Annotated in this window: 17 protein-coding genes; 13 read left to right on the plus strand and 4 right to left on the minus strand. The window is 38.7% G+C overall.

What is annotated here, in order from left to right:
- The first annotated feature begins 257 nt into the window (after positions 1–257).
- The 10 genes from asnB (at position 258) to HMPREF9456_RS05420 (ending at position 15,686) form a co-directional block, all read left to right on the plus strand.
- A complete protein-coding gene (asnB, locus tag HMPREF9456_RS05375; RefSeq protein WP_006842458.1) occupies positions 258–1,928 on the plus strand; it encodes an asparagine synthase B in 1,671 nt (556 codons plus the stop codon).
- Between the two features lie 405 nt (positions 1,929–2,333).
- Positions 2,334–3,173, plus strand: coding sequence for a diaminopimelate epimerase (gene dapF / locus HMPREF9456_RS05380; protein ID WP_006842461.1), 840 nt, complete (start codon positions 2,334–2,336; stop codon positions 3,171–3,173).
- Positions 3,174–3,220: 47 nt separating this feature from the next.
- Positions 3,221–4,453, plus strand: coding sequence for an LL-diaminopimelate aminotransferase (locus HMPREF9456_RS05385; RefSeq protein ID WP_006842462.1), 1,233 nt, complete (start codon positions 3,221–3,223; stop codon positions 4,451–4,453).
- Between the two features lie 33 nt (positions 4,454–4,486).
- Entirely contained in the window at positions 4,487–6,664 is a 2,178-nt protein-coding gene (locus HMPREF9456_RS05390) for a glutamine synthetase III family protein (protein WP_006842463.1), read from the plus strand.
- Positions 6,665–6,972: 308 nt separating this feature from the next.
- Entirely contained in the window at positions 6,973–11,490 is a 4,518-nt protein-coding gene (gene gltB / locus HMPREF9456_RS05395) for a glutamate synthase large subunit (protein ID WP_006842464.1), read from the plus strand.
- Positions 11,491–11,507: 17 nt separating this feature from the next.
- Positions 11,508–12,935, plus strand: a complete 1,428-nt coding sequence (locus HMPREF9456_RS05400) for a glutamate synthase subunit beta (RefSeq protein WP_006842465.1) — start codon at positions 11,508–11,510, stop codon at positions 12,933–12,935.
- A gap of 147 nt (positions 12,936–13,082) precedes the next feature.
- Positions 13,083–13,553 carry a calycin-like domain-containing protein gene (locus tag HMPREF9456_RS05405; RefSeq protein ID WP_006842466.1) on the plus strand — a complete coding sequence of 157 codons (471 nt, stop codon included), beginning with the start codon at positions 13,083–13,085 and terminating at the stop codon, positions 13,551–13,553.
- 109 nt (positions 13,554–13,662) lie between these two features.
- Entirely contained in the window at positions 13,663–14,208 is a 546-nt protein-coding gene (locus tag HMPREF9456_RS05410; protein ID WP_006842467.1) for a C40 family peptidase, read from the plus strand.
- Positions 14,209–14,302: 94 nt separating this feature from the next.
- Positions 14,303–15,064: a C40 family peptidase gene (locus HMPREF9456_RS05415; RefSeq protein WP_006842468.1), complete on the plus strand. Its 762-nt coding sequence runs from the start codon at positions 14,303–14,305 to the stop codon at positions 15,062–15,064.
- Positions 15,065–15,206: 142 nt separating this feature from the next.
- Entirely contained in the window at positions 15,207–15,686 is a 480-nt protein-coding gene (locus tag HMPREF9456_RS05420; protein ID WP_006842469.1) for a methylglyoxal synthase, read from the plus strand.
- Between the two features lie 33 nt (positions 15,687–15,719).
- Here HMPREF9456_RS05420 and HMPREF9456_RS05425 read toward each other — a convergent pair whose 3' ends face one another.
- Together HMPREF9456_RS05425 and HMPREF9456_RS05430 are read right to left on the minus strand one after the other, a co-directional pair.
- Positions 15,720–16,322: an IMPACT family protein gene (locus tag HMPREF9456_RS05425; RefSeq protein ID WP_006842470.1), complete on the minus strand. Its 603-nt coding sequence runs from the start codon at positions 16,320–16,322 to the stop codon at positions 15,720–15,722.
- 113 nt (positions 16,323–16,435) lie between these two features.
- Complete coding sequence (locus HMPREF9456_RS05430) at positions 16,436–17,371, minus strand: hypothetical protein (RefSeq protein WP_006842471.1); 936 nt, start codon at positions 17,369–17,371, stop codon at positions 16,436–16,438.
- 763 nt (positions 17,372–18,134) lie between these two features.
- Here HMPREF9456_RS05430 and HMPREF9456_RS05435 point away from each other — a divergent pair.
- Both HMPREF9456_RS05435 and HMPREF9456_RS05440 read left to right on the plus strand, forming a co-directional pair.
- Positions 18,135–20,651, plus strand: coding sequence for an ATP-dependent Clp protease ATP-binding subunit (locus HMPREF9456_RS05435; protein ID WP_006842473.1), 2,517 nt, complete (start codon positions 18,135–18,137; stop codon positions 20,649–20,651).
- Between the two features lie 100 nt (positions 20,652–20,751).
- Positions 20,752–21,186, plus strand: a complete 435-nt coding sequence (locus tag HMPREF9456_RS05440) for a VOC family protein (protein ID WP_006842474.1) — start codon at positions 20,752–20,754, stop codon at positions 21,184–21,186.
- Positions 21,187–21,190: 4 nt separating this feature from the next.
- On the opposite strand, the gene HMPREF9456_RS05445 is transcribed toward HMPREF9456_RS05440, so the two are convergent.
- Positions 21,191–21,790, minus strand: coding sequence for a hypothetical protein (locus HMPREF9456_RS05445; protein ID WP_006842475.1), 600 nt, complete (start codon positions 21,788–21,790; stop codon positions 21,191–21,193).
- Between the two features lie 69 nt (positions 21,791–21,859).
- Between HMPREF9456_RS05445 and HMPREF9456_RS05450 the strand changes: the two genes are divergently transcribed.
- Positions 21,860–22,615, plus strand: coding sequence for a creatininase family protein (locus HMPREF9456_RS05450; protein ID WP_006842476.1), 756 nt, complete (start codon positions 21,860–21,862; stop codon positions 22,613–22,615).
- Between the two features lie 146 nt (positions 22,616–22,761).
- Here HMPREF9456_RS05450 and HMPREF9456_RS05455 read toward each other — a convergent pair whose 3' ends face one another.
- Entirely contained in the window at positions 22,762–24,354 is a 1,593-nt protein-coding gene (locus HMPREF9456_RS05455) for a glycoside hydrolase family 43 protein (RefSeq protein ID WP_006842477.1), read from the minus strand.
- Between the last annotated feature and the right edge of the window lie 6 nt (positions 24,355–24,360).

The following is a 24,360-nucleotide window of genomic DNA, read 5'->3' on the forward strand; positions in this document are numbered from 1 at the left end:
ATGTGTTCGTTATGCAAATATTTGTGGTGCAAATATATACATATTTCACTTAATTATATATAGCTCACGCTTTTTATAAGATTTTAAAACCGAAATTAACAAAAGTGTTTAGTTTGTTCTGTTTTTAGCTTTTATGTCATAATGAGACGTAATCTTGTTTTATATTAACAAAAAGTCGTATTTATTTTTTATTTACGAATAAAATGATATAAATTTGCCAAGCTGTTCAAATTGTAAACAAAACAGGTAATAAATATATGTGTGGATTTGTAGGAGCTTTTGATTTAATACAAGATATAAGCGTTTTGCGGGGGCAAGTTCTTCGTATGGCAAAAAAAATCCGTCACCGTGGTCCGGATTGGTCAGGGATATATTGTGGTGAGAAATCTATTCTTGCTCACGAAAGATTGTCTATTGTAGGAGTAGACTCTGGTAAACAACCTCTTTATAGTAAAGATGGCAATTTGGTCTTGGCTGTCAATGGTGAGATCTACAATCACAAAGAAATAAGAAGCCGCTATCCCGAATACGAATTTCTTACACACTCAGACTGCGAAGTAATCTTAGCTTTGTATAAAGATAAAGGGGTTGATCTCTTTGAAGATTTAAATGGCATCTTTGCTTTTGCGCTTTATGATGTTGAAAATGACATTTGTCTTATTGGGCGTGACCATATGGGTATAATTCCTCTTTATATGGGGTATGACGATCACGGACAATTTTATGTGGCAAGCGAATTAAAGGCTTTGGAAGGTGTTTGTCCCAACGTGCAGGAGTTCCTACCCGGTTATTATATGTGTAGTGCCGAGGGGAATGAGTTGAAGCGTTGGTATAAACGTGACTGGATGGAGTATGATAATGTGAAAGATAATAAGTCCGATGAAAATGAGTTGAGAGTAGCTTTAGAAAGTGCTGTGCATCGCCAATTGATGTCGGATGTTCCTTATGGAGTTTTGCTTTCAGGAGGATTGGATTCGTCTATAATATCAGCTATCGCAAAACGATATGCAGCTCGCAGAATAGAGGATGATAACCAGACCGAAGCTTGGTGGCCTCAATTACATTCATTTGCTGTTGGATTGAAAGATTCTCCCGATTTAGTGGCCTCTAAAAAGGTGGCAGAATATATCGGAACAGTGCATCATGAAATAAATTTCACTGTCGAAGAGGCTCTTGACGCTCTCAGCGATGTGATTTATCATATCGAAACCTATGATGTTACTACCGTTCGTGCATCTACCCCTATGTATTTGTTGGCTCGTTTTATAAAATCGATGGGAGTGAAAATGGTGCTTTCCGGCGAAGGTGCAGATGAATTGTTTGGTGGCTACTTGTATTTTCATAAGGCTCCCGATGCAAAAGCCTTTCATGAAGAAACCGTGCGTAAGTTGGACAGATTGCATTTGTACGATTGCTTGCGTGCGAATAAGTCGTTAGCTGCATGGGGTGTAGAGGGGCGTGTGCCTTTTCTCGATAAAGAATTTATGGATGTTGCTATGCGTTTAAATCCTCAGGATAAAATGTGTGGCAATGGTAAGATAGAAAAGTATATATTAAGGAAAACATTTCAGGATTATTTGCCTGAAAGTGTTGCTTGGAGGCAAAAAGAACAATTTTCTGACGGAGTTGGCTACAATTGGATAGACTCGTTGAAGGAGATGGCTGAAAAGAAAGTCTCGGATAAGCAGATGATGCATGCTTTGGAGCGTTTTCCAATCAATCCTCCAATGTCGAAGGAAGAATATTGGTATCGTACAATGTTTGAAGAGCATTTCCCATCAGCTTCGGCTGCTCATACGGTTCCATCCGTTCCGTCAGTCGCCTGTAGTACGGCTGTGGCACTGGAGTGGGATGCGTCTTTCAAGAACAGAGTTGACCCATCAGGTAGGGCGGTGAAGGCTGTTCATGCAGAGGCATATGATAAATAGTATACTTTAAGGGGGCAGTTGCCTCCTTTTTGTTTTATTCTTATCGGTAAAATAAGAGAAATGAAAAACAATTGATTATCGTGATTGTTTTTATTTAGAAATTAAGTTTTGATTCGAGCGGAATAGTGGCATATAGTTGAAAAGCGTGTTGTGTGAGAAGTATTTTGCTGCATAATTTTTGTAAAGAGCATTAAAGAGACGTGATATTAAATATAAACCTATCATTTGTAAATCAATTAAACCTTCATAATGTCTTTATGTTTTGTTTTTAAGTTGAAAATAAAACAAAAAGATTTTTTTGTTTTGTTAAAGATGAAAAAATGTTATGGATTTCTTGCAAAAACGAATAATTTGTATGAAATTTGTCCCTTGAAAAGATAAAGTAAAAAAGACGAAATATAGAGGATGAAGAAGTTGAAATTCACCAAAATGCACGGCGCGGGCAATGATTATATCTACATGAACGGATTTATTCAGGAGATTGAAGATCCTTCAGCATTAGCAATCCGCCTTAGTAATCGTAATTTTGGTATTGGCTCAGATGGTTTGGTGCTTATATTGCCATCAGAGAACTCAGATTTTAGAATGCAGATGTTCAATTCCGATGGTTCTGAAGCCGAGATGTGTGGTAATGCTTCTCGCTGCGTAGGGAAATATGTGTACGACAACGGATTGACAACAAAAAAAGAAATTGCGCTGGAAACAAAAGCCGGCGTTAAATATATTACTTTGCTGGAAGGAGACGAAAAAGCTCGTAAGGTGACAGTGGATATGGGTGAGCCGATCCTTGATCCTGTACAAATTCCGGTGAAGGTGGATAAAGAGCCTGTGCTTAATTTCCCGTTGGATATCGATGGCAAAATATGGGAAATATCTTGTGTATCGATGGGGAATCCTCATGCGGTTGTTTTTACAACAGGAATAAAAGAGCTTGATTTGCCTGTAATAGGACCTAAGTTTGAAAAACATCCGATATTCCCTCGAAAAACAAATACTGAGTTCATTGAAGTCGTTGATCGCAAAACGTTGAATATGCGAGTGTGGGAACGTGGAGCAGGAGAGACTCTTGCTTGTGGTACAGGAGCCTGTGCTGCGGCTGTCGCTGCCATACTGAACGGATATTGCGACCGTAAAATAACAATTCACCTGATAGGCGGAGATCTCGAGATAGAATGGGATGAGCAAAATAATCACGTGTATATGACCGGTGAGGCTGTGACAGTTTTTGAAGGAGAGATTTTTTAATGCTGCGGCCATATAACAGAAGAACCCGAAATTATTAATATATAAAAATGGCATTCATAAACGAAAATTATACTAAACTACCGGGAAGTTACTTGTTCTCGGATATTGCAAAAAAAGTAAATGAATTTAAGGCCGCCCATCCTGAAGCCAATGTTATTCGTTTGGGAATCGGTGATGTTACAAAACCTCTACCTTCGGCGATAATAAACGCAATGCATGCTGCTGTAGATGAAATGGCGGATGCATCTACTTTTAGAGGATACGGACCTGAACAAGGGTACGACTTTCTAGTAAATACAATTGTAGAAAATGATTATAAAGCACGTGGCTTGGATATTTCTGCTGACGAGATATTTGTAAGCGATGGCTCTAAAAGTGATACCGGTAATATCGGCGATATTCTTGGACTTGATAATATTGTTGCTGTTACAGATCCTGTTTATCCTGTCTACGTAGATACAAACGTAATGTCTGGCCGTGCGGGAGAATTGCAGGCGAATGGCAAATGGAATAAGCTTGTTTATATTCCATGTACATCAGAGAATGACTTTGTTCCGTCATTGCCGACTGAGAAAGTAGACATCGTTTACTTGTGTTATCCTAACAATCCTACAGGTACTACATTGACCAAAGATCAATTGAAAGTATGGGTTGATTATGCTCTCCAAAATAAGGTGCTTATCTTATTTGATGGTGCTTACAAAGAATTTATTACCGAAAGTGATGTTCCTCATAGTATATACGAGATAGAGGGAGCACGAGAAGTGGCTATCGAGTTTCGTAGTTTTTCCAAAACTGCCGGATTTACAGGTACTCGTTGCGCTTATACCGTTGTACCTAAAACCGTAATGGGTTATACAAAAACCGGAGAAAAGGTTTCTTATAATAAATTGTGGAACAGACGCCATACTACTAAGTTTAACGGTGTTCCATATATTATTCAACGTGCAGCCGAGGCTTGTTTTTCTGCTGAAGGTAAAAAGCAGATAAAAGATATTATCGACTATTATATGAATAATGCAAAGATCATTCGTGAGGGTCTCACTTCCGAAGGATTGCAGGTATATGGTGGTGTAAACTCTCCTTATATTTGGGTAAAAACTCCAAAGGGAATGACATCGTGGGGATTCTTCGATTATCTATTGAATGATCTGCATGTTGTAGGAACTCCCGGTGTAGGTTTTGGCCCTAGTGGAGAAGGTTATTTAAGGCTGACGGCATTTGGTACTTTAGAAAATACCAAAGAGGCTGTTAGTCGATTAAAAAAGATTTCTATTTGATAAATCCTATATAAACTCAATAAAAGTAAATTTATGACAAAGTTACGTTTTAAAGCAGTAGCACTGGCCTCAGAGCGAAAGCCTCTTGAGGTAGAGAAACCTAAAAGTAAAACTTCAGAGTATTACGGGGAAAAGGTGTTCAATCGTAAAGCTATGACCAAATATCTTTCGAAAGAAACTTTTAAAGCGCTTAATGATGCAATTGAAAAAGGACAATCTGTAAATCGTAATCTGGCAGAGCATGTTGCAGCCGGAATGCGTATGTGGGCTCTGGAAAATGGTGTAACACACTATACTCACTGGTTTCATCCGTTGACAGATGGTACTGCCGAAAAGCATGATGCTTTTGTTGAGCATGATGGTAATGGTGGACTGATTGAAGAATTTGAAGGAAAGCTTCTTGCACAGCAAGAACCTGATGCTTCAAGCTTTCCGTCAGGAGGTCTTCGTAATACATTCGAAGCACGTGGTTATTCCGCTTGGGATCCATCGTCCCCTGCATTTATTGTAGGCGAAACACTGTGTATCCCTACTATCTTTATATCGTATACAGGTGAAGCTCTTGACTATAAGACTCCTCTGTTGAAAGCTCTTGCTGCGGTAGATAAAGCTGCAACAGGTGTGGTTCAGTATTTTAATGAAGATGTAACAAAGGTAATATCTAACCTTGGATGGGAACAAGAATATTTCCTTGTTGACGAAGACTTGTTTATGGCTCGTCCTGACTTGGCTTTGACAGGAAGAACCTTGATGAGTCACGAAAGTGCAAAAAATCAGCAGTTGGAAGACCACTACTTTGGTTCAATCCCTGAACGTGTTCAACGTTTTATGAAAGAGCTTGAGTACGAAGCATATGCTTTGGGTATTCCTGTAAAAACTCGTCACAACGAAGTAGCTCCAAATCAGTTTGAGCTAGCTCCTATATATGAGGAATGTAATCTTGCTGTAGACCACAACCTTTTGGTTATGTCTGTGATGGATAAAGTGGCTCGCAAGCACTCTTTCCGTATCTTATTCCACGAAAAACCATTCAAAGGAATCAATGGCTCGGGTAAGCATAACAACTGGTCTCTAGCTACGAATACAGGAATCAATCTTCTTTCTCCGGGTAAGGATAAAGTAGAAAACCTTCGTTTTATCACATTTGTGGTTAATATCTTGGCTGCGGTTTATAAGAATAACGGGCTGTTGAAGGCTTCAATCTCTTCAGCTACAAATGCTCACCGTCTTGGTGCAAACGAAGCTCCTCCTGCTATCATATCGGTATTCTTGGGTACTCAGGTTAGCGATATTCTTGATAAGTTTGAGAAGAGTTCTGTAAAAGATGCTATCGTTGTTGATAATAAGAAACAGATTAGCTTGGGTGTAGGTCAAATTCCTGAAATCCTTTTGGATAATACAGACCGTAACCGTACTTCTCCATTTGCATTTACAGGAAACCGTTTCGAGTTCCGTGCCGTAGGTTCTTCTGCTAACTGTGCTTCTGCTATGACAGCCCTAAATGCTTCTGTTGCAGAACAGCTAAGAGTGTTTAAAGACGAAGTTGACGCACTAATCAGTAAAGGCAAATCGAAAGAAGAGGCTCTTTACGAAGTATTGAAGAAGTATATCAAAGAATCTCGTTCTATCCGTTTCAATGGTAATGGATATAGCGAAGAATGGAAAGCAGAAGCTAAAAAACGCAAATTGGATTGCGAAACAAGCGTTCCTGTTATCTACGATAGCTATACTTCAAAACAAAGCATCAAAACATTTGCCGGTATTTTATCTGAAGTAGAGCTTCATGCTCGTAACGAGGTGAAGTGGGAAATGTATACAAAGAAAATCCAGATAGAATCGCGTGTATTAGGTGATTTGGCTTTAAATCATATCATTCCTGTAGCGATTTCATACCAATCTATATTGTTGACAAATGTTTCTAAGCTAAAAGACATCTCTGACGACTACAAGACTCTTGGCGCAGAGCAAATCCGTTTGATAGAAAAAGTATCTACGCATGTAAATGCCGTGAACGCAAAAGTTCATGAAATGATAGATGCTCGTAAAGCGGCTAATAACATCGAGAGCGAACGTGAGAAAGCCGTTGCTTATCATGATAATGTAGCACCATATTTGGACGAAATCCGCTATCATATCGACAAGCTTGAATTGATTGTTGATAATGAAATGTGGCCATTGGCTAAATATAGAGAATTATTGTTTATACGATAATTAAACATTATAAGGAAAAAGAAGTCCCGATCTCTAATGAGTCGGGATTTCTTTTTTTTATACAGACTTTGAACTTGCGAGTATAAATATGAAATAAAACAAGCTGAATTATTTATTTCGGAGTCTTTAATTTGTTTCTTTTTATGTTCTTTTGTTAAATAAAATCGATTAAATATAGATTTTTTATTAAAAATGTGCATTTTTAAATCAAAAAGAAAATTTATTGAAGCGAAATTCTTACATTTGTCACTGTAAATAAATTAGGATAGAACCCGAAAATTCTTTCATTCACATATCAACTATTGACTATGCAAGATTTAAGATCAGCAATACAGCACGGACTATATGACCCAAACTACGAGCACGATGCGTGTGGGGTAGGTATGGTGTTGCATATGAAGGGTGCAAAATCACATGCTATCGTTGAGAATGGTCTCCGTGTATTGGAGAACATGACTCACCGTGGGGCAGAAAACGCCGATAATAAAACCGGTGATGGTGCCGGTATTATGTTACAAATACCGCACGAGTTTATACTTCTACAGGGGATACCTGTCCCTGAGAAAGGGCACTACGGAACCGGATTGGTCTTCTTGCCGAAAGGTGAGGCTGAGATGGAATCGTGTATGATAACACTCACGCAATATATAGATAAAGAAGGCTTGAAGCTTTTGGCTGTTCGCGATGTACCTGTCAATAGTGAAATATTGGGAGATATGGCAAAGTCGAATGAGCCTCATATAAAACAAATATTTGTACTCGGAGAAGAAGGTCTTTCTCAGGATGAATTAGAGCACAAACTCTATTTACTCCGTAAGAAAATAGAAAAAGAAATATTCAACTCTAAAATATTCTCATTAGAGACTAAGCGAGCTTTCTATATTGTAAGCTTGTCTACAAAACGCCTTATATATAAAGGTATGTTGTCGTCTGAGCAGCTTAGGCATTATTATCCCGATTTGCTGAACCCGCATCTCACAAGTGCTATTGCTTTGGTGCACTCACGTTTCAGTACCAACACGTTTCCTACATGGGACTTGGCGCACCCGTTCCGCATGGTCGCTCATAATGGTGAGATCAATACGATAAAGGGCAATCGCCTGTGGATGGAAGCTCGTGAGAGCATATTGAAATCAGATTTGCTAGGGAATATCAACGACTTGTGGCCAATTGTTCAGCCGTTTATGAGTGATAGTGCGTCATTCGATAATGTGTTGGAATTCCTTGTCATGTCAGGAAAATCCTTGCCTCATGCAATGGCAATGATGGTGCCCGAATCATGGAACGATCAGAATCCGATATCTGACGACTTGAAAGCTTTCTATGAATATCATAGCTTGTTTATGGAGCCTTGGGATGGGCCGGCTACACTATTGTTCTCGGATGGACGTTATGCCGGGGGATTGTTAGACCGTAATGGCTTGCGCCCTGCCCGTTATTTGATAACACATAATGACGTTATGGTTGTTGCTTCCGAAATGGGAGTATTGCCATTCGAACCATCCGAAATAAAAGAAAAAGGTCGCCTTCGTCCCGGTAAAATACTGATGGTAGATACCGAGAAAGGAACAATACAATATGATGCAGAGCTGAAAGAAAACCTAGCAAAAGCATATCCGTATCGCGAATGGCTATCTAAGAACCGTATCTCATTAGATGATATATCTTCGGGGCGTGCACCAAAATATAGCGTGGATAACTACGATAAGCTGCTGAAAGTTTTTGGATACTACAAAGAAGATATAGAAAAGATAATGACGCCAATGGCTGTAGAAGGCAAAGAGCCTACTGCATCTATGGGAAACGATGCGCCTGTCGCTGTTTTATCAAACAAGCCACAGCGCTTATTTACATATTTCCGCCAATTATTTGCTCAGGTAACAAATCCGCCGATCGACCCTATTCGTGAAGAACTGGTGATGTCTCTTGCCGGATATATCGGTTCGCTTCATAAAAATATACTCGAACCAATGCCGGAACACACCAAAATGGTTGGGCTATCGAATCCTTTCTTATCAAACAGAGAGCTAGATTTGTTAGTGCATCTTGGATATAAAGGCTTTAAGGCGGAAATCATTCCGATGCTATTCGACCCTAAACAAGGTGGAGCCGGACTGGAAAAAGCGATAGAGCAAATGTGTCGCAATGCAGAAAAGGCCGTAGATAGCGGTAGTAACTATATTGTACTTAGCGATAGAGGGGTAAATCCGGATAATGCCGCCATTCCTTCATTATTGGCTGTTTCGGCAGTTCATCATTATCTGATAGAACGCCGCAAACGCATGCAGATAGATATAGTGGTAGAATCGGCAGAACCACGTGAGGTGATGCATTTTGCTTTATTATTTGGTTATGGAGCTAATGCCGTGAATCCATATTTGGCTTTAGCTGTGATAGAAGATCTTGTTAAAAAAGGAGATATTCACTTAGATTTTCATACAGCGATGAAGAACTATGTGAAGTCTATAAATAAAGGCTTGTTGAAAACCATGTCCAAGATGGGTATCTCTACACTGAAAAGCTATATTGGTGCTCAGATTTTCGAGGCTGTGGGAATCAGTACAGGGGTTATAGATAAATACTTTAAAGGGACTACATCTAAGATCGAGGGTATTGATATCAATGATATAGCAAGCGATACAATCGAAGCTTTTTATGAAGCCTTTGAGAGTGACTTTATCGACCCGTCATTAGTAAGTCAGGGTATATACGCATGGCGCCGCAATGGTGAATATCACGCATGGAATCCTGAAACGATCATGAATCTTCAGATGGCTACACGTTTGGGTAGTTATAAGAAATTTAAAGAATATACCGACTCTATTGATAAAAAACCGGAGAAGATATTTTTACGTGATTTCTTAGATTTTGATCCTTCTAAGAAACCGATTGATATTTCGGAAGTAGAACCAGTGTCAGCTATTACAAAACGCTTTGTGACAGGGGCTATGTCTTTTGGCTCTATCAGTCGTGAAGCGCATGAGGCAATGGCTGTAGCGATGAATGCTATCGGCGGTAAAAGCAATACCGGAGAAGGTGGTGAGTTGCCTGAACGTTTTGCAACCAATGCCCGTTCTTCTATCAAGCAAGTTGCTTCCGGTCGCTTTGGTGTTACAACAGAGTATTTGGTTAATGCAGATGAATTACAAATAAAAATAGCTCAGGGAGCAAAACCCGGAGAAGGAGGACAGTTACCGGGCTTTAAGGTAGATAAAATTATCGCTAAGACTCGTCACTCAATCCCCGGAATCTCTCTGATTTCGCCTCCTCCTCATCATGATATATATTCAATCGAGGATTTGGCTCAATTGATATTTGATCTTAAAAATGTAAATCCTGCTGCTCAGATTAGTGTGAAATTAGTCTCAGAGAGTGGTGTGGGTACAATTGCTGCGGGTGTTGCCAAAGCTAAAGCGGATCGCATCGTTATCAGTGGATGTGAAGGTGGTACAGGAGCAAGTCCTGCCAGCTCTATCAAGCATGCGGGTCTTCCTTTGGAAATTGGTTTAGCAGAGGTTCAACAAACGTTAGTATTGAATGGGCTTCGTGGTCAGATATATTTACAAACTGACGGTCAGCTAAAAACCGGACATGATATCATTGTTGCGGCAATGCTTGGAGCTGAAGAGTTTGGGTTTGCAACAAGTGCCTTGATTGTATTGGGGTGTATAATGATGCGTAAGTGTCACTTAAATACTTGTCCTGTAGGTGTTGCTACACAAAACGAAGAATTGAGGAAGAAGTTTATGGGGCGTAGCGAGTATCTTATCAATTATTTCAATTTCTTAGCAGAAGAAGTACGTGAACACTTGGCTGCTTTGGGAGTGAAATCGCTTGATGAGGTGGTAGGGCGTGCCGATTTGTTGAAATATATGAAGAGTGATGCAAATAAGAAAGTTGAAAAACTAGACTTGTCTCGTCTGATGTATTTTCCTGTAGAAGCAAAAGAAAATGCTATTCATCATATAAAAAATCAGGAACATAAGTTGGATGATGCGCTCGATATTTCATTGATCACTACCTCTCGTATGGCTATCGATAAAGCTATGCCAACGGTAATGACCAAGACAATAAAGAATACGAACCGTACTGTGGGAGCGATGCTTTCGGGTGAGATTGCAAAGAAATATGGCAATGCAGGTCTTCCTGAAGATACTATTCAGTTTACATTCACAGGTTCGGCCGGACAAAGTTTTGGTGCATTCCTTGCGCATGGTGTGACCTTCAAGTTGGAAGGTGATGCAAATGACTATGTGGGTAAGGGTTTGTCGGGTGGTAAGATTATCATTGTGCCGCCAACAACATCCACATTTAAGCCAGAAGAAAATATTATTGCAGGTAATACATTGCTATATGGTGCTACATCGGGTGAAATATACATCAACGGACGAGTAGGGGAACGCTTCTGCGTGCGTAATAGTGGAGCTGTCGCCGTTGTTGAGGGTGCAGGAGACCACTGTTGTGAATATATGACAGGAGGCCGTACTGTGGTGCTCGGCAAGACAGGACGCAACTTTGCTGCCGGTATGAGTGGCGGTGTGGCTTATGTATATAATATAGATGAAGATTTTGATTACTATTGCAATATGCAAATGGTAGAGTTGACACTGATAGAAGATACTTACGATAGCCGTGAACTTCGTCAGTTGATAACCAATCATTATAACTATACAAATAGTCCTCTGGCTAAATATATTCTTGATAACTGGAATACCGAAGTGGAGAAATTTATGAAAGTGACTCCTATCGAGTATAAGAAAGTGTTACAAGATGAAAAATTAGAAGCTATTAAGAAAAAAATAGCACAAGTAGAATTTGATTATTAAAAGGAGGAGTACGAATCATGGGAAATCCAAAAGCATTTTTGACAGTAAAAAGAAAAGACGCAGGGTATCGTCCTGCTCAGGAACGTATCCTCGACTTTGGTGAAGTAGAACAAACACTAAATAGCGAAGATAGGCGTGAACAAGCGTCACGTTGTATGGACTGTGGCATACCTTTTTGCCACTGGGGATGTCCGTTAGGAAATAAAATGCCCGAATGGCAAGAATATATATATAAGGGAAACTGGAAGCTGGCAGCAGAAGTGTTGATGCAGACAAACGACTTTCCGGAGTTTACAGGACGTATTTGTCCCGCACCATGTGAAAAATCGTGTGTGCTTTCTATACACCGTGCCCCTGTAACTATCCGCGAAAACGAAGCGTCGGCTCTCGAGCATGCTTTCGGAGAAGGATTTATACAGCCTAAAGTTCCGGCTCATCGTTCGGGTAAAAAAGTTGCGGTGATTGGTTCTGGTCCATCCGGCCTTGCTGTTGCTAATCAGCTAAATCAGAAAGGACATGAAGTAACAGTGTATGAGAAGAGCTCTCATATCGGAGGTTTGCTTCGTTTTGGTATTCCTGATTTTAAGCTGAATAAAAATATTATAGATCGCCGATTGAAGCTAATGGAGGCTGAGGGTGTGAAGTTTGTAGTAAATACAGAGATCGGAAAAGATGTGAAAGGAAAAGATATCTTGAAAGATTATGATGCTGTATGTGTGGCTATAGGCTCGCAAGTGCCTCGTAATCTTCCTGTCGAAGGGCGTGAGCTGAAAGGTGTTTACTATGCAATGGAGTACCTTACAGCGCAGAATAAGCTGATCGCAAAAGAATCTGTTCCAGCCGATCAGGTGATTGATACCAAAGGTAAGAATGTACTTGTTATTGGTGGTGGTGATACGGGTTCGGATTGTATCGGTACAGCGAATCGTCAGGGCGCAGCGAATATACTGCAAATAGAAATATTGCCTAAACCGGCAAAGCTGGAAGAAATAGAAAATCCTTGGCCTAATCCATTCCCGGTAGTGCTGAAAACTTCTTCGTCTCATTTGGAAGGTTGTGAGCGTCGCTGGGCGTTAAATACAAAACGTTTTATTGGAGAGGATGGTAAACTGACAGCCGTGGAACTTGTAGAAGTGGCTTGGGAGAAAGACGAAAATGGTCGCCATGTTATGAAAGAAGTTGGACCGTCTGAGATTCATAAAGTAGATCTTGTGTTTCTTGCCCTTGGCTTTGTTCATCCTATACAAGAAGGCTTACTGCAAGAGTTGGATATAAAAACCGATGATGTTCGCCGTAATGTAATGACCGATAAGAATCGGGCTACAAATATATCAAAGGTTTTTGGTGCAGGAGATTGTGTAAGCGGTCAATCCTTAGTGGTAACAAGCATCGCATCGGGACGCAAGACAGCTCAGCATATTGATGAGTTCTTGAGTTCAAAATAGGCATTGTTAATAATCGTTTAAAATTAGGAATGTGTATCTTTTTTTGTTAAAAATGAGGGTGGGACTCTATAAGTAATCTTACCTTTATATCAGCAAAATTATAGACATGACACAAATTAACTCTTTTATTAATTAAAATTCCTAATTATGAACAAAAAATTTATTTGCTTATTGATGTTTGTTTTTTCATTAAGTCTTGCTTTTACAGCTTGTAGTGATGATGACGATAATGACAAAGTAGATTATGCTAAGGAAGTAGCTGCAACGTATAATGGTACTCTGACTATAGATCTTCCCGAAATACCGTCTGTAACTCAAGATGTGAAGCTGGAAAGAACTGCCGAAAATAAGGTGAAAATGGTATTGGAGAATTTTTCCTTTGCAGGGCTAGATTTAGGAACTATATCAGTGGCGAATGTTCCGACTTCTAAAAGTGGTACATCTATAAAATTAGAAGAAACTACAAATGAAGTAAAACTTTCTATAGGAGGTCAGGAAGTAAAAGCTGATGTTAAGGTTTCGGGGACAGTAGTAGATAAAAAACTCGATTTATCGATAAGTGTAACAAAAGCACTTCCTACAGCAATACCTGTAACTTTCTCTGGTACTAAAAAATAGAATCTTGTTAATTAATCTTTTTATTATATTTAGAAGGCGGTTTCTGGAGACAGAAATCGCTTTTATTTTTAATAATTTTCTATCTTTATGTCAAGAACTTATTAATGTTATGTTTAGAGTAGTTGGCAGATGTGTTTCTGTTTTTATATTACTGGTTGTCTTATTGTCTTCCTGTGGTACACAAAAACCACAAGGCAAACTTTTATACGATCCTCGTGAGGTGGCAGAGCTTTCCTCTAAACTGGGTATTGGATTAAGTAATATTGATAAAGATGATGATCGTAATATGCCTCTCTATGCCGAAGTTTCGCAATGGTTGGGCGTTCCTTATCGTTATGCCGGGTTATCGAGAAGAGGATTAGACTGTTCCGGTTTTGCTTATCTTATTTATCAGAAAGTATATCGGAAATCAATACCTCGTTCTACGACAGATCAGTCGAAAATGAAAATGCATAATGTATCTAAACGAGGGTTAGAGGCCGGAGACTTTGTTTTCTTTGCCACCTCGGGTAGAAATAAAATAAGCCACGTCGGTATTTATTTAAAAGATGGACGCTTTATCCATGCCTCTACTTCTAATGGTGTCATAGTAAGTCATCTGGATGAGGATTATTATAAACGTACATGGAAGAAAGGCGGTAGATTAAAAAAATAGCTCACCAGAACTTAAAATTCTATAAAACTTTTGCTAAGTTCCTGTTTCTTTAGACTGAATTTCCTATTTTTATTCGGCTAAAAAATAAAACAGCATGTCAATTTCGAAACGTATACTAGGAATATCAACATTTTTGTTAATGTGCTCCATGGCTTTTACGCCGGTTTCTGCTGTTACACCAAAGAAATCAAAAGCAGGGAAAAAGAAATCAAAAACGAGTGTATCTCATACTCCCAAATCGGTGAAAGTGGTACAGTCTTCACAAAATATGTCTGTAACAACAAATACAGGGGATAAAGTTTCCTTACCTGTGTTTGATAAAATATTTGAGAATTCTAAATATAATGTGCCAAGTTCAGATGCCTTGTTAGCGGATGCAGGTGCTAGCGCTGCAGTGTCTATGGAAGTGATGAGGCGCAGAATGATAGAACAAAAAGAAATGCAAGAGCTTTCTTCTCAATTAGGAATATCGATTAAAAATCCAGACAACTTAGATTTATATCGTGAGGTAGCCGATTGGCTGGGGACACGTTATCGTAGAGGTGGAATGAGCCGCAAAGCTGTTGACTGTTCCGGTTTTACGAATATTATATATAAAACTGTATTTGGTCAGCAACTTGATAGAGTTAGTACAACAATAGCAAAGAATGTAAAAGAAACAATCACCAATAAAGAGGATTTAGAACCGGGCGACATGGTGTTTTTCTCTACCTTCAGAAAGAAATACATTAATCACGTTGGTATATATATCGGAGACGGTAAATTTATACATGCCTCGATAAAAAAAGGAGTGATTGTAAGCTCTTTGCTCGAAGGTTATTATAGTACTGCATGGCGTAAGGGAGGAAGAAACTAAACGGATAATAATAGATAATAATATAGAAGGGGGTGCATAAGTGTCCTCTTTGTTGTTTTTATAAGTTTAATTGCATCGTTATAGAAAAGCAACATAAATATTGTATCTTTGAAATAATGATTACATATAACTATCGACAAATATGAGAAAAAGACTAACAATAGCCCTGGTGGCACATGATCACCGCAAAGCGGATATGGTAGAATGGTGTTATTATAATTCAGACTTCTTGTCAAAACACCAATTGGTTTGTACCGGAACAACAGGAACTCTTATTAAAGAAGCCTTTGAAGAAAAAGGAATAAAAGCAGATATTACCCGTATGAACTCGGGTCCATTGGGTGGTGATGCTGAGATTGCTGCAATGGTAGTGCGTCATGAGGTGGACTTGGCTATTTTCTTGATAGATGATTTAAATCCTCAACCCCATGAAGCCGATATAATGATGTTGTTGCGCCAATGCCGTGTGCACAACGTGCCAATTGCTTGTAATCGCTATAGCGCGGATCTTATGATCACAAGTACATTGTGGGATGATGATGATTATACGCCTACTTTGCCTCGATATGAAATTTTTGATCGAAGTAAATTTGATGCAAGTTTCAGAAGGAAAAAAGACTAAAAATAGAAAAAGGTAAGCTCATAAAAGCTTACCTTATTTTTTATCTGCGAATTGGAGACTTTCTACTTTTTCTAACCTGCTTACCAATTCGTCGTATTGAGCTTTTCTAATTTCTAGTGTCATACTACAGTTCATATCGAAATCTTGAAGCAATATTTTCGGTTCCATCTCTTTTATCAGTCGCATCACATCATTCATATATGGATACTCGAAAGTGAACGATACTTGTAAGTCTACAGTTTTATCAATAATCTCTGCCGCTGCAATAGCTTCCGCTGCAGCTTCCCTGTAGGCCACTATGAGCCCGCTAGTACCTAGTTTTATTCCGCCAAAGTAACGGACTACAGCAATTAAGATATTTGTAAGATCATTCGAGTTTATCTGTCCTAGTATTGGTTTTCCTGCTGTTCCGGATGGTTCTCCGTCGTCGTTTGATCTGAATTCCTTGCGGTCGGCTCCTAGCATATATGCCCAGCAAACATGTCGAGCGTCATAATATTCTTTGCGAAGCTTATCTATTTCATTCTTGGCTTCTTCTGTAGATTGCACAGGAATGGCGTAAGCAATAAATTTACTCCTTTTGTCAGTGTATATTGCTTTAGATAATTCCGTTATTGTTCTGAAAGTATCTTCCATAGACTACAAAGATACAAATTATGGAGTAAAGCATTCTTTAGAAAAAGTAGTAGATATAAAAAAATAGAGGCTTTCTAAATTTTGAAAGCCTCTATTTGTAAATATTGATAAATTTATTGGTTTATAAATTTATTATATTCTTCTATCGCTTTGCTATAATCGGAACCTGCAGTTCTAAACCAACTGTTTAAAACTTCAGGGTCTTTTTCATTATCCAGTCTGTTGGCAAGGCTTTTTAAGGTGTTTGCGGATGATGCACAGTTTCTATAAAAAGTTTGAAAAACTTCTTTATAATATATATCTGACAGCTTTGAGAAATCTTTGTTTTGTGGATTTTCATTACTACTTATCGATTCCTCCAAAGTTGTGATTGCTGCTTTTATGGCATCTGGAGTCATTGTAGGATTGCTAAACATTTTGAAGATACTTTCCAATGAATATAGATCCTTCTTCATAGAAATAACAAAAGAGGCTAACGGACTTTTTTCTAATAAAAGTAACTCTGCTCTGTTTCCCGCATCGGACGCTAATTGTGAGGCATTGCTCCATGATTTGGACGCTTTGTCGATATAGTAGTTAAAACTATCGCGCATAATGACATATTTCTCAAAATCACTATCTTTCTCGTATTCTTTACCGGAGAAATATTGTTTCATTTGCTCGCACCATCTAGTTAATTCTTCAATGTCTTTTTTTCCTTCATTCACAGACTCTATAATACTCTCCTTTTCAGGAAAGGTTAGTCCCGGTTTAAGAGCCTTTGAATAGGTGGCTAACTGATCTTGTTGAACTGTATTAACAGCACAATTAACGGCATATAACATCCTGTTAGGATTTTTTGAATAAATATCGATATTACCATCTGTAGTGTTAAGAAGAGAACGAAAGTTTCCAATGGTTTGGGAATAGGAATTTCCTAAATTAATGACAGAATTTCCGAACGAAATAATATTTGAAGCTTCAAGCTCTGTTTTGGTTGCTTTTTTTTGAGCTGATAAACTAATTGCTATTATTCCGCAAAGGAAGAATGTTAAAACTCTAAAATTCATAAACTGTAGTTTTTAGTTGTAATTAAAGATATTAGACGCTTGGTCTATATTGGGCTGCAAAGATATATAAAACTTTTAGAGAAGCTAATTCTGATTGAGTGTTATGCATTCAAATGTGTATAGATTGCTATAAAATAGGAATGGTTGTCTCACGACAACCAATCTTCACTCCTAACCATAAATCTAATACCATGAAAAATACTTTACAAAAGTATGTATAATTTTTTATAAAACAAACTTAATGATATAAAAAATATAATTTTAACATTAATATAATTTTATTGTTTCGTTTTTAGAATCAAAATGTAATATATTTGTTTTCGTAAATAGTTCATCAAAATTATAACTATCTGATTTTTTTGAGTTAAAGAATAGCATAAGAGATATTAACTATTTATATGGAATTTAAACACGGGGTTTTTATGAGTAAGACCTTACAAATATTTATATTTGTTATTAGTATGCTTGATTTATAAATAGATCTTATTATTCATTAAAACTCAATTAGCTCTCTAATTCTATAGCATAAATTTAGATCGTAATTGTTACAAAGCTGACACAGAGAGGTTAAGTTGTTATTAAAAGATTATCTGCTTGAAGAACTTTTTATCATTTAAAGAATAAATTTAGCAAGTATCTAAAAAACATTATGGCATAGTTTTTGTTTCAATATTATAAATAGATATTTTATTTTAATCTAAAAGGCTATTAGAAATAAAGCCTATATTTGCAACATATGCAAAGAACATCAAATAAGACGGTTATGGAAAATAATTTTTCACAAAGAGTTCGTAAAATCATGGGGTATAGCCGTGAGGAGGCCGGACGTCTTCAAACCAATTATCTGGCACCCGAACATTTGATGCTTGGTATACTTCGTAATGCAGAAGGATTGGCCATACAGGCATTAAAGGATTTTGGAATAGATTTGGTTGAATTAAAAGATAGTATTGATAATAATATATTAAAGCAGCAGGAAGATGCATATCCAAACAGTGAAGTCGTATTAAGTAAAAGTACAGAAAAGATTTTAAAGATGAGTATACTTGAAGCCAGGCTTACAAAAAGTCAGGAAACTGACTCCGAGCACTTACTTCTTGCCATTCTTAAAGATCATGACAATATAGCGGCGATGCTGTTGGAAGAATATCATATGGATTATAACGGAGCTTTCACTTATATAAAAAGTATGGGTGATATAATGCATGAAAATAAAAAGCAGTCGCCTCGTATGGGGGCCGACTTTACGGATGATGACGATGAGGATGATGAACCAATAAGCAGTGGAAACTCGAACGTTGGTACACAACAGCCTCGTCAGGCTACAGATACGCCTGTACTCGATAATTTCGGTATAGACATGACGAAGTCGGCTTTGGAAAATAAGCTAGACCCAATTGTCGGTCGTGAAAAAGAAATTGAACGTTTAGCTCAGATTCTCAGCCGTCGTAAGAAAAACAATCCTATATTAATAGGAGAACCGGGGGTTGGTAAGTCTGCTATCGTTGAAGGTTTGGCATTACGAATCGTACAGAAAAAAGTATCTCGGGTATTGTTCGATAAGCGTGTTATTGCCCTTGATATGGCTTCGGTTGTAGCCGGAACCAAATATCGTGGACAATTTGAAGAACGAATAAAGGCTATTTTGAACGAGTTGTCAAAGAATCCTAATATTATATTGTTTATTGACGAGATACATACGATAGTAGGAGCGGGGGGAGCTACAGGCTCACTGGATGCTGCAAATATGTTGAAACCGGCTTTGGCCAGAGGCGAAATACAATGTATTGGTGCAACTACCCTCGATGAATATCGTAAAAATATAGAAAAAGACGGAGCTTTAGAACGTCGTTTCCAAAAGGTGATGGTAGACCCTACCACAGCAGAAGAAACACTCCAGATATTGCATAATATCAAAGAACGTTACGAAGAGCATCACAATGTGAAATATACTGAAGGCGCACTCGAGGCTTGTGTAAAACTCACAGATAGATATATTACAGATCGTAATTTCCCCGATAAAGCGATCGATGCTTTGGATGAAGCAGGTTCACGTATGCATATTGCAAATATACAGGTGCCTGTAGAAATTGAAGAAATCGAGAGTGAACTCAAAAATGTGATAGAGCAAAAAGGGGAAGCTGTAAAAGCACAGAAATATGAATTGGCAGCGAGTTTTCGAGATACACAACGTCAATTGATGGCTAAGCTTGACAAGGCTGAAGTAGACTGGAAAGCATCGTTGAAAGAAAAACCGGAAACAGTAGACGCCGAAATGGTGGCTGAAGTGGTTTCTATGATGTCCGGCGTGCCGGTACAACGTATCGGTGAGTCGGAAGGTTTGAAGCTTGTAGGTATGAAAGATAGCCTGAAAGCTGCTGTAATTGGGCAAGATGAGGCTGTAAGTAAAATCGTAAAAGCTATTCAGCGTAACCGTATAGGTCTTAAAGACCCTAACCGTCCGATTGGTTCATTTATGTTCCTTGGGCCTACAGGTGTAGGTAAGACTCACTTAGCTAAGAAGATTGCAGAACAATTGTTTGACTCTGTCGATGCCCTTATCCGTATAGACATGAGTGAATACATGGAGAAATTCAATGTATCACGTTTGGTCGGAGCACCTCCGGGATATGTGGGATACGAAGAAGGCGGATTGTTGAGCGAGAAAGTACGTCGCAAACCTTATTCGGTGGTATTGCTCGATGAGATAGAAAAGGCGCATCCCGATGTGTATAATATCTTGTTGCAGGTGATGGACGAAGGTCACTTGACTGATAGCATGGGACGTAAGATAGACTTTAAGAATACGATATTGATTATGACTTCCAATGTAGGTACACGTCAGTTGAAAGATTTTGGAGGAGGTATCGGTTTCAATAAGCAATCTGCTGCTAACAAAGAATTCTCGAGAGGAGTACTTCAAAAGGCATTGAATAAGTCTTTCTCGCCCGAGTTTCTGAATCGTGTAGATGACATAATAACATTCGATCAGTTAGACAAATCTTCTATCGAGAAGATCATCGATATAGAACTGAAAGGCTTCTATAAACGTATGTCGGAGCTAGGATATACTATTGAGCTAAGTCAGGAAGCGAAGGATTTCCTTACAGATAAAGGTTATGATGTACAATTTGGTGCTCGTCCGTTGAAACGTGCTATTCAGAACTACGTGGAAGATGAGATTGCCGAGTTGATCCTTTCAGGTGGAGTCGCTGAAAATGGGACTATAGCTTTTGAAGTGGATAAAGAAAAAGAAAAATTGAAAGCAATAGCAAAATAAATTCTCTTAAATATTTTTTGAAAGAGGAGTGGACGTATTCACTCCTCTTTTGTTATACAATATATAATCTTATATTTGGGGATATTAAAGAATTACTATAATGAATCGGATAAATATTATTACACTGGGAGTAAAAGATGTAAAGGCTTCTTGTGCGTTTTATAAGAAGCTTGGTTTTTCAACTCCCAATACAGAGGACAATCCTGCAATTGTCTTTTTTAATAACGGCGGGACAAAATTAGCTCTTTACCCCCTGAAAATGTTAGCGGAGGATATCGACAGTTCAGCTACACCTGAGCTAAAAACAGGGTTCTCGGGATTTACATTGGCATACAATGCAAAATCGAAGGATGAAGTAGATGCTATATTCGCCAATGTGGAGAGCTTTGGAGGTAAGGTAATAAAAAATCCCCAAGGTGTTTTTTGGGGAGGTTATAGCGGATACTTCCAAGACTTAGATGGATATTATTGGGAGGTTGCTTATGCTGATTCTTGGCAGTTCGATGAAAATGATATGCTTCTTATAACAGAGTAACCTGTTATAAGTTTCGTGCATGTCGCATCAACTCTTCTCTTATAATGGTGAGTTTTAAGCTTACTATACGGTCTGCTTTTTGAAACTCCTCGTTGTCATCAAGCTTTTTGTAGCGGCGAACAAACTCGTCCAGACTGTCGGTGTCTGAATATCCTTCAAAAATGATATCCTTAGCATCTTTTGCCTTTAGGATTGCTTCTGCTGTCTCTTTCAATGGAGGGATCAACAGCAATGTATCCAATACGGCATTGAGGTATGAGAAGTCTAATGACAGCCCGAAGTCTTTATCTTCGATCAGTCTTAGCCATTGGTATATCAAACTGATGTTCTCTTTAGTTACTCCCTCTATATGTATATAGTTCTTGTCGAAAAGATCTTCCCTTATAGCCGATACCGTCCTGTTGAAATCGTACTTCTCTGCTTCATAATACTTATTAGCCGTTTCTTCGTCACAGCCGGTAAGGGATTGTATTTCCTTTATCGATTTAGCTTTGAATAGGTGGACGCATTTTTCTACATCATTATCATTCTCTTTCAATATTTGCATGGCTTCTCCCATTGGTATGGGGAGTATTTTTCTGAGCTCTATGATCTTTTCTTTCATCTGTTTGTTTTTTACCCAACAAAGATAAAAAGCTATTGTTATCTTTACAAATAATAAAAAAGCAAGGATATGAACTCACGATTTGATATGTTGTCAGCGATATACAACGACACGAAGAATGAAAAGTATGATTATGCAGTGCAACCATGGGGTGCTACCGAGCCTCATAATTATCATTTGCCTTATATGACAGATTGCTATCTGGCTCACGATTTGTCAGTAGATGCCGTCATTAAGGCATACGAAAAACAGAAAGTGAAAGGAATGGTATTGCCTGTAATACATCTTGGATCGCAGAATCCGGGGCAAAGAGAATTACCTTTTTGTTTGCATGCCGGTTATGAGACGCAAAAAGCTATACTATCGGATATCGTCTCTTCGCTGAACTATCAAGGGGTGCATAAACTTGTTATTGTAAACGGACATGGTGGGAATAGCTTTAAGAATATGATACGTGATCTGGCTGTTCAATATCCTGATTTTTTGATTGTGATAAGTAATCTGTTCGCCATTGTTCCTCAGACCGGATATTTTGAAGAAAAAGACGACCATGCCGGCGAAATGGAAACCTCAATGATGATGCATTATCATCCCGAGTTGGTGAACCTATCTGTTGCCGGAGACGGAGCGTCTAAACCCTTTAGTGCTGAATCTCTCCGGGAAGGTATTGGCTGGACACCAAGAAATTGGGCGAAGGTCTCTCATGATACAGGGATTGGTAATCCTAGAAAATCAACAGCAGAGAAAGGTAGAAAATACGCTGATGCTGTGAGCCGGAAACTTTCTGAACTGTTTATAGATGTAGCGAAAGGGAATATCTATTGATACAGTAAAAAGGTGAAATAATCGTTGTTGCTCTCTTTTTGTCATTTTGAGTGTAACGAAGAATCTCGACTTTGAATACACGAGATGTTTCACTTCGTTCAACATGAAAAAGAAAACAATAGCAATTATTCCACCTTCATCTTATATTATCTTTTTACATCGTAATCGAACCAATCAAAATAAGCTTTAGCCTTACTTGGTTTCCCATTCGAAGAGGTGTAGAGCCCTATCATCACTCCTGTAAATCCACCTGCAACCTCAGTACTCAGGTATCGGGTGTCTAGCCTTCCCAATTCGTTGAAGTTATCGCTATCGGCTTCTGCGCAATAAAAAGCGTATTGCGAAGGTGTGCCTTCAATTTTTAATTTCAGCTTATTACTTTTAACCTGTTTTTCTCCGGCAATGTAAGACAGAGATCCTACTTTTACACGTAATTGTACTATATACTGACTGCCCGACTTTTTCAATAACAAGTCGTAATGATGCGTATTATTTTGTATCAATGTCATTCCCGCTTCTTCGTTATTAGCAGATGAATTGAACTCTAATAGAGTTTCAGCCCTGAAATCATGCTCTGTTTGTCGGCGGCAGATCATTGATATTGCCTCAGTTTCGTTCAATGTATATGGAGAAGTGCTAATTCTTATCCACCCTTTCTTTTCTGTCAACGAATAGTTTTCTCTGATAGGATTACGTAGATATTGCCACTCGAAACCCAGTTTATCAGCATCAAAGTTTGTACGTATAGCTGCTTTTTCTACAGGATAAATTGGGAGGGTAGGAACGTCCATGTTTAGTGAAACAGTTCCGTTTCCGTTCACTTGTGGCCAGCCGCCTTTAGGCCAGTCTACAGGAGCTAAGAATGTTTCACGTCCCAGCACATGATAATATGCCCATTGATGAGTTACTCTGAATCCTAGGAATACCATCCACCAAGAGCCGTCTTTTGCCTGTACAAGATCTGCATGTCCGACACCCTGTATGGTATTGCCTTGCCCTCTTCGGTTGGCATGAGTCAGTATCGGATTTAATGGACACGATTCGTAAGGGCCGAATATATTCTTGCTGCGTCCTATTGTAGCGCTGTGCATATATTCTGTTCCTCCTTCACCGAGCAAAAGATAATAGAAACCATCTTTTTTGTAGATATGTGGAGCTTCGGGGAAACGACCTCCTATGCCGCCCCAAACAAGGCGTTCGGGAGATAATACCTTACCTGTTTTGATATCGATCTCGGTAACTCGGATACCCTCGTCACCTTGAGTTACAAAATATGTTTTACCATCTTCATCCCAGAAAATGTCAGGATCTATGCTTTTTATATCTACCCAGATAGGGTCGCTCCAAGGTCCGGCCGGATCGGTAGCGGTACAGTAAAAATTACCTTTGTCCGATACGTTTGTACAAATGACATAAAATAGTCCGTCGTGGTAACGTATGGACGGAGCATATAGTCCTCCCGATGCTGAAACCTTGTGTAATGACAACTGCGAATCTCTCGTTAGGCAGTGTCCTATCTGTTTCCAGTTTATCAAATCCTTGCTATGATAGATAGGTAGCCCCGGAAAATATTCGAATGACGAAGTTACAAGATAAAAATCGTCTCCTACTCTGCAAACACTGGGATCGGGATTAAAGCCCGGGATTATAGGATTTTTATATCCTGTTTGCGAAAAAGCCTGACTGATCAACAAAGTAGTGAGGCAAAAGAGAAAGAATGTTCTAAAAACGCTTTTCATGGTATT

The organism is Dysgonomonas mossii DSM 22836 (genome assembly GCF_000213575.1).
GTDB lineage: Bacteria > Bacteroidota > Bacteroidia > Bacteroidales > Dysgonomonadaceae > Dysgonomonas > Dysgonomonas mossii.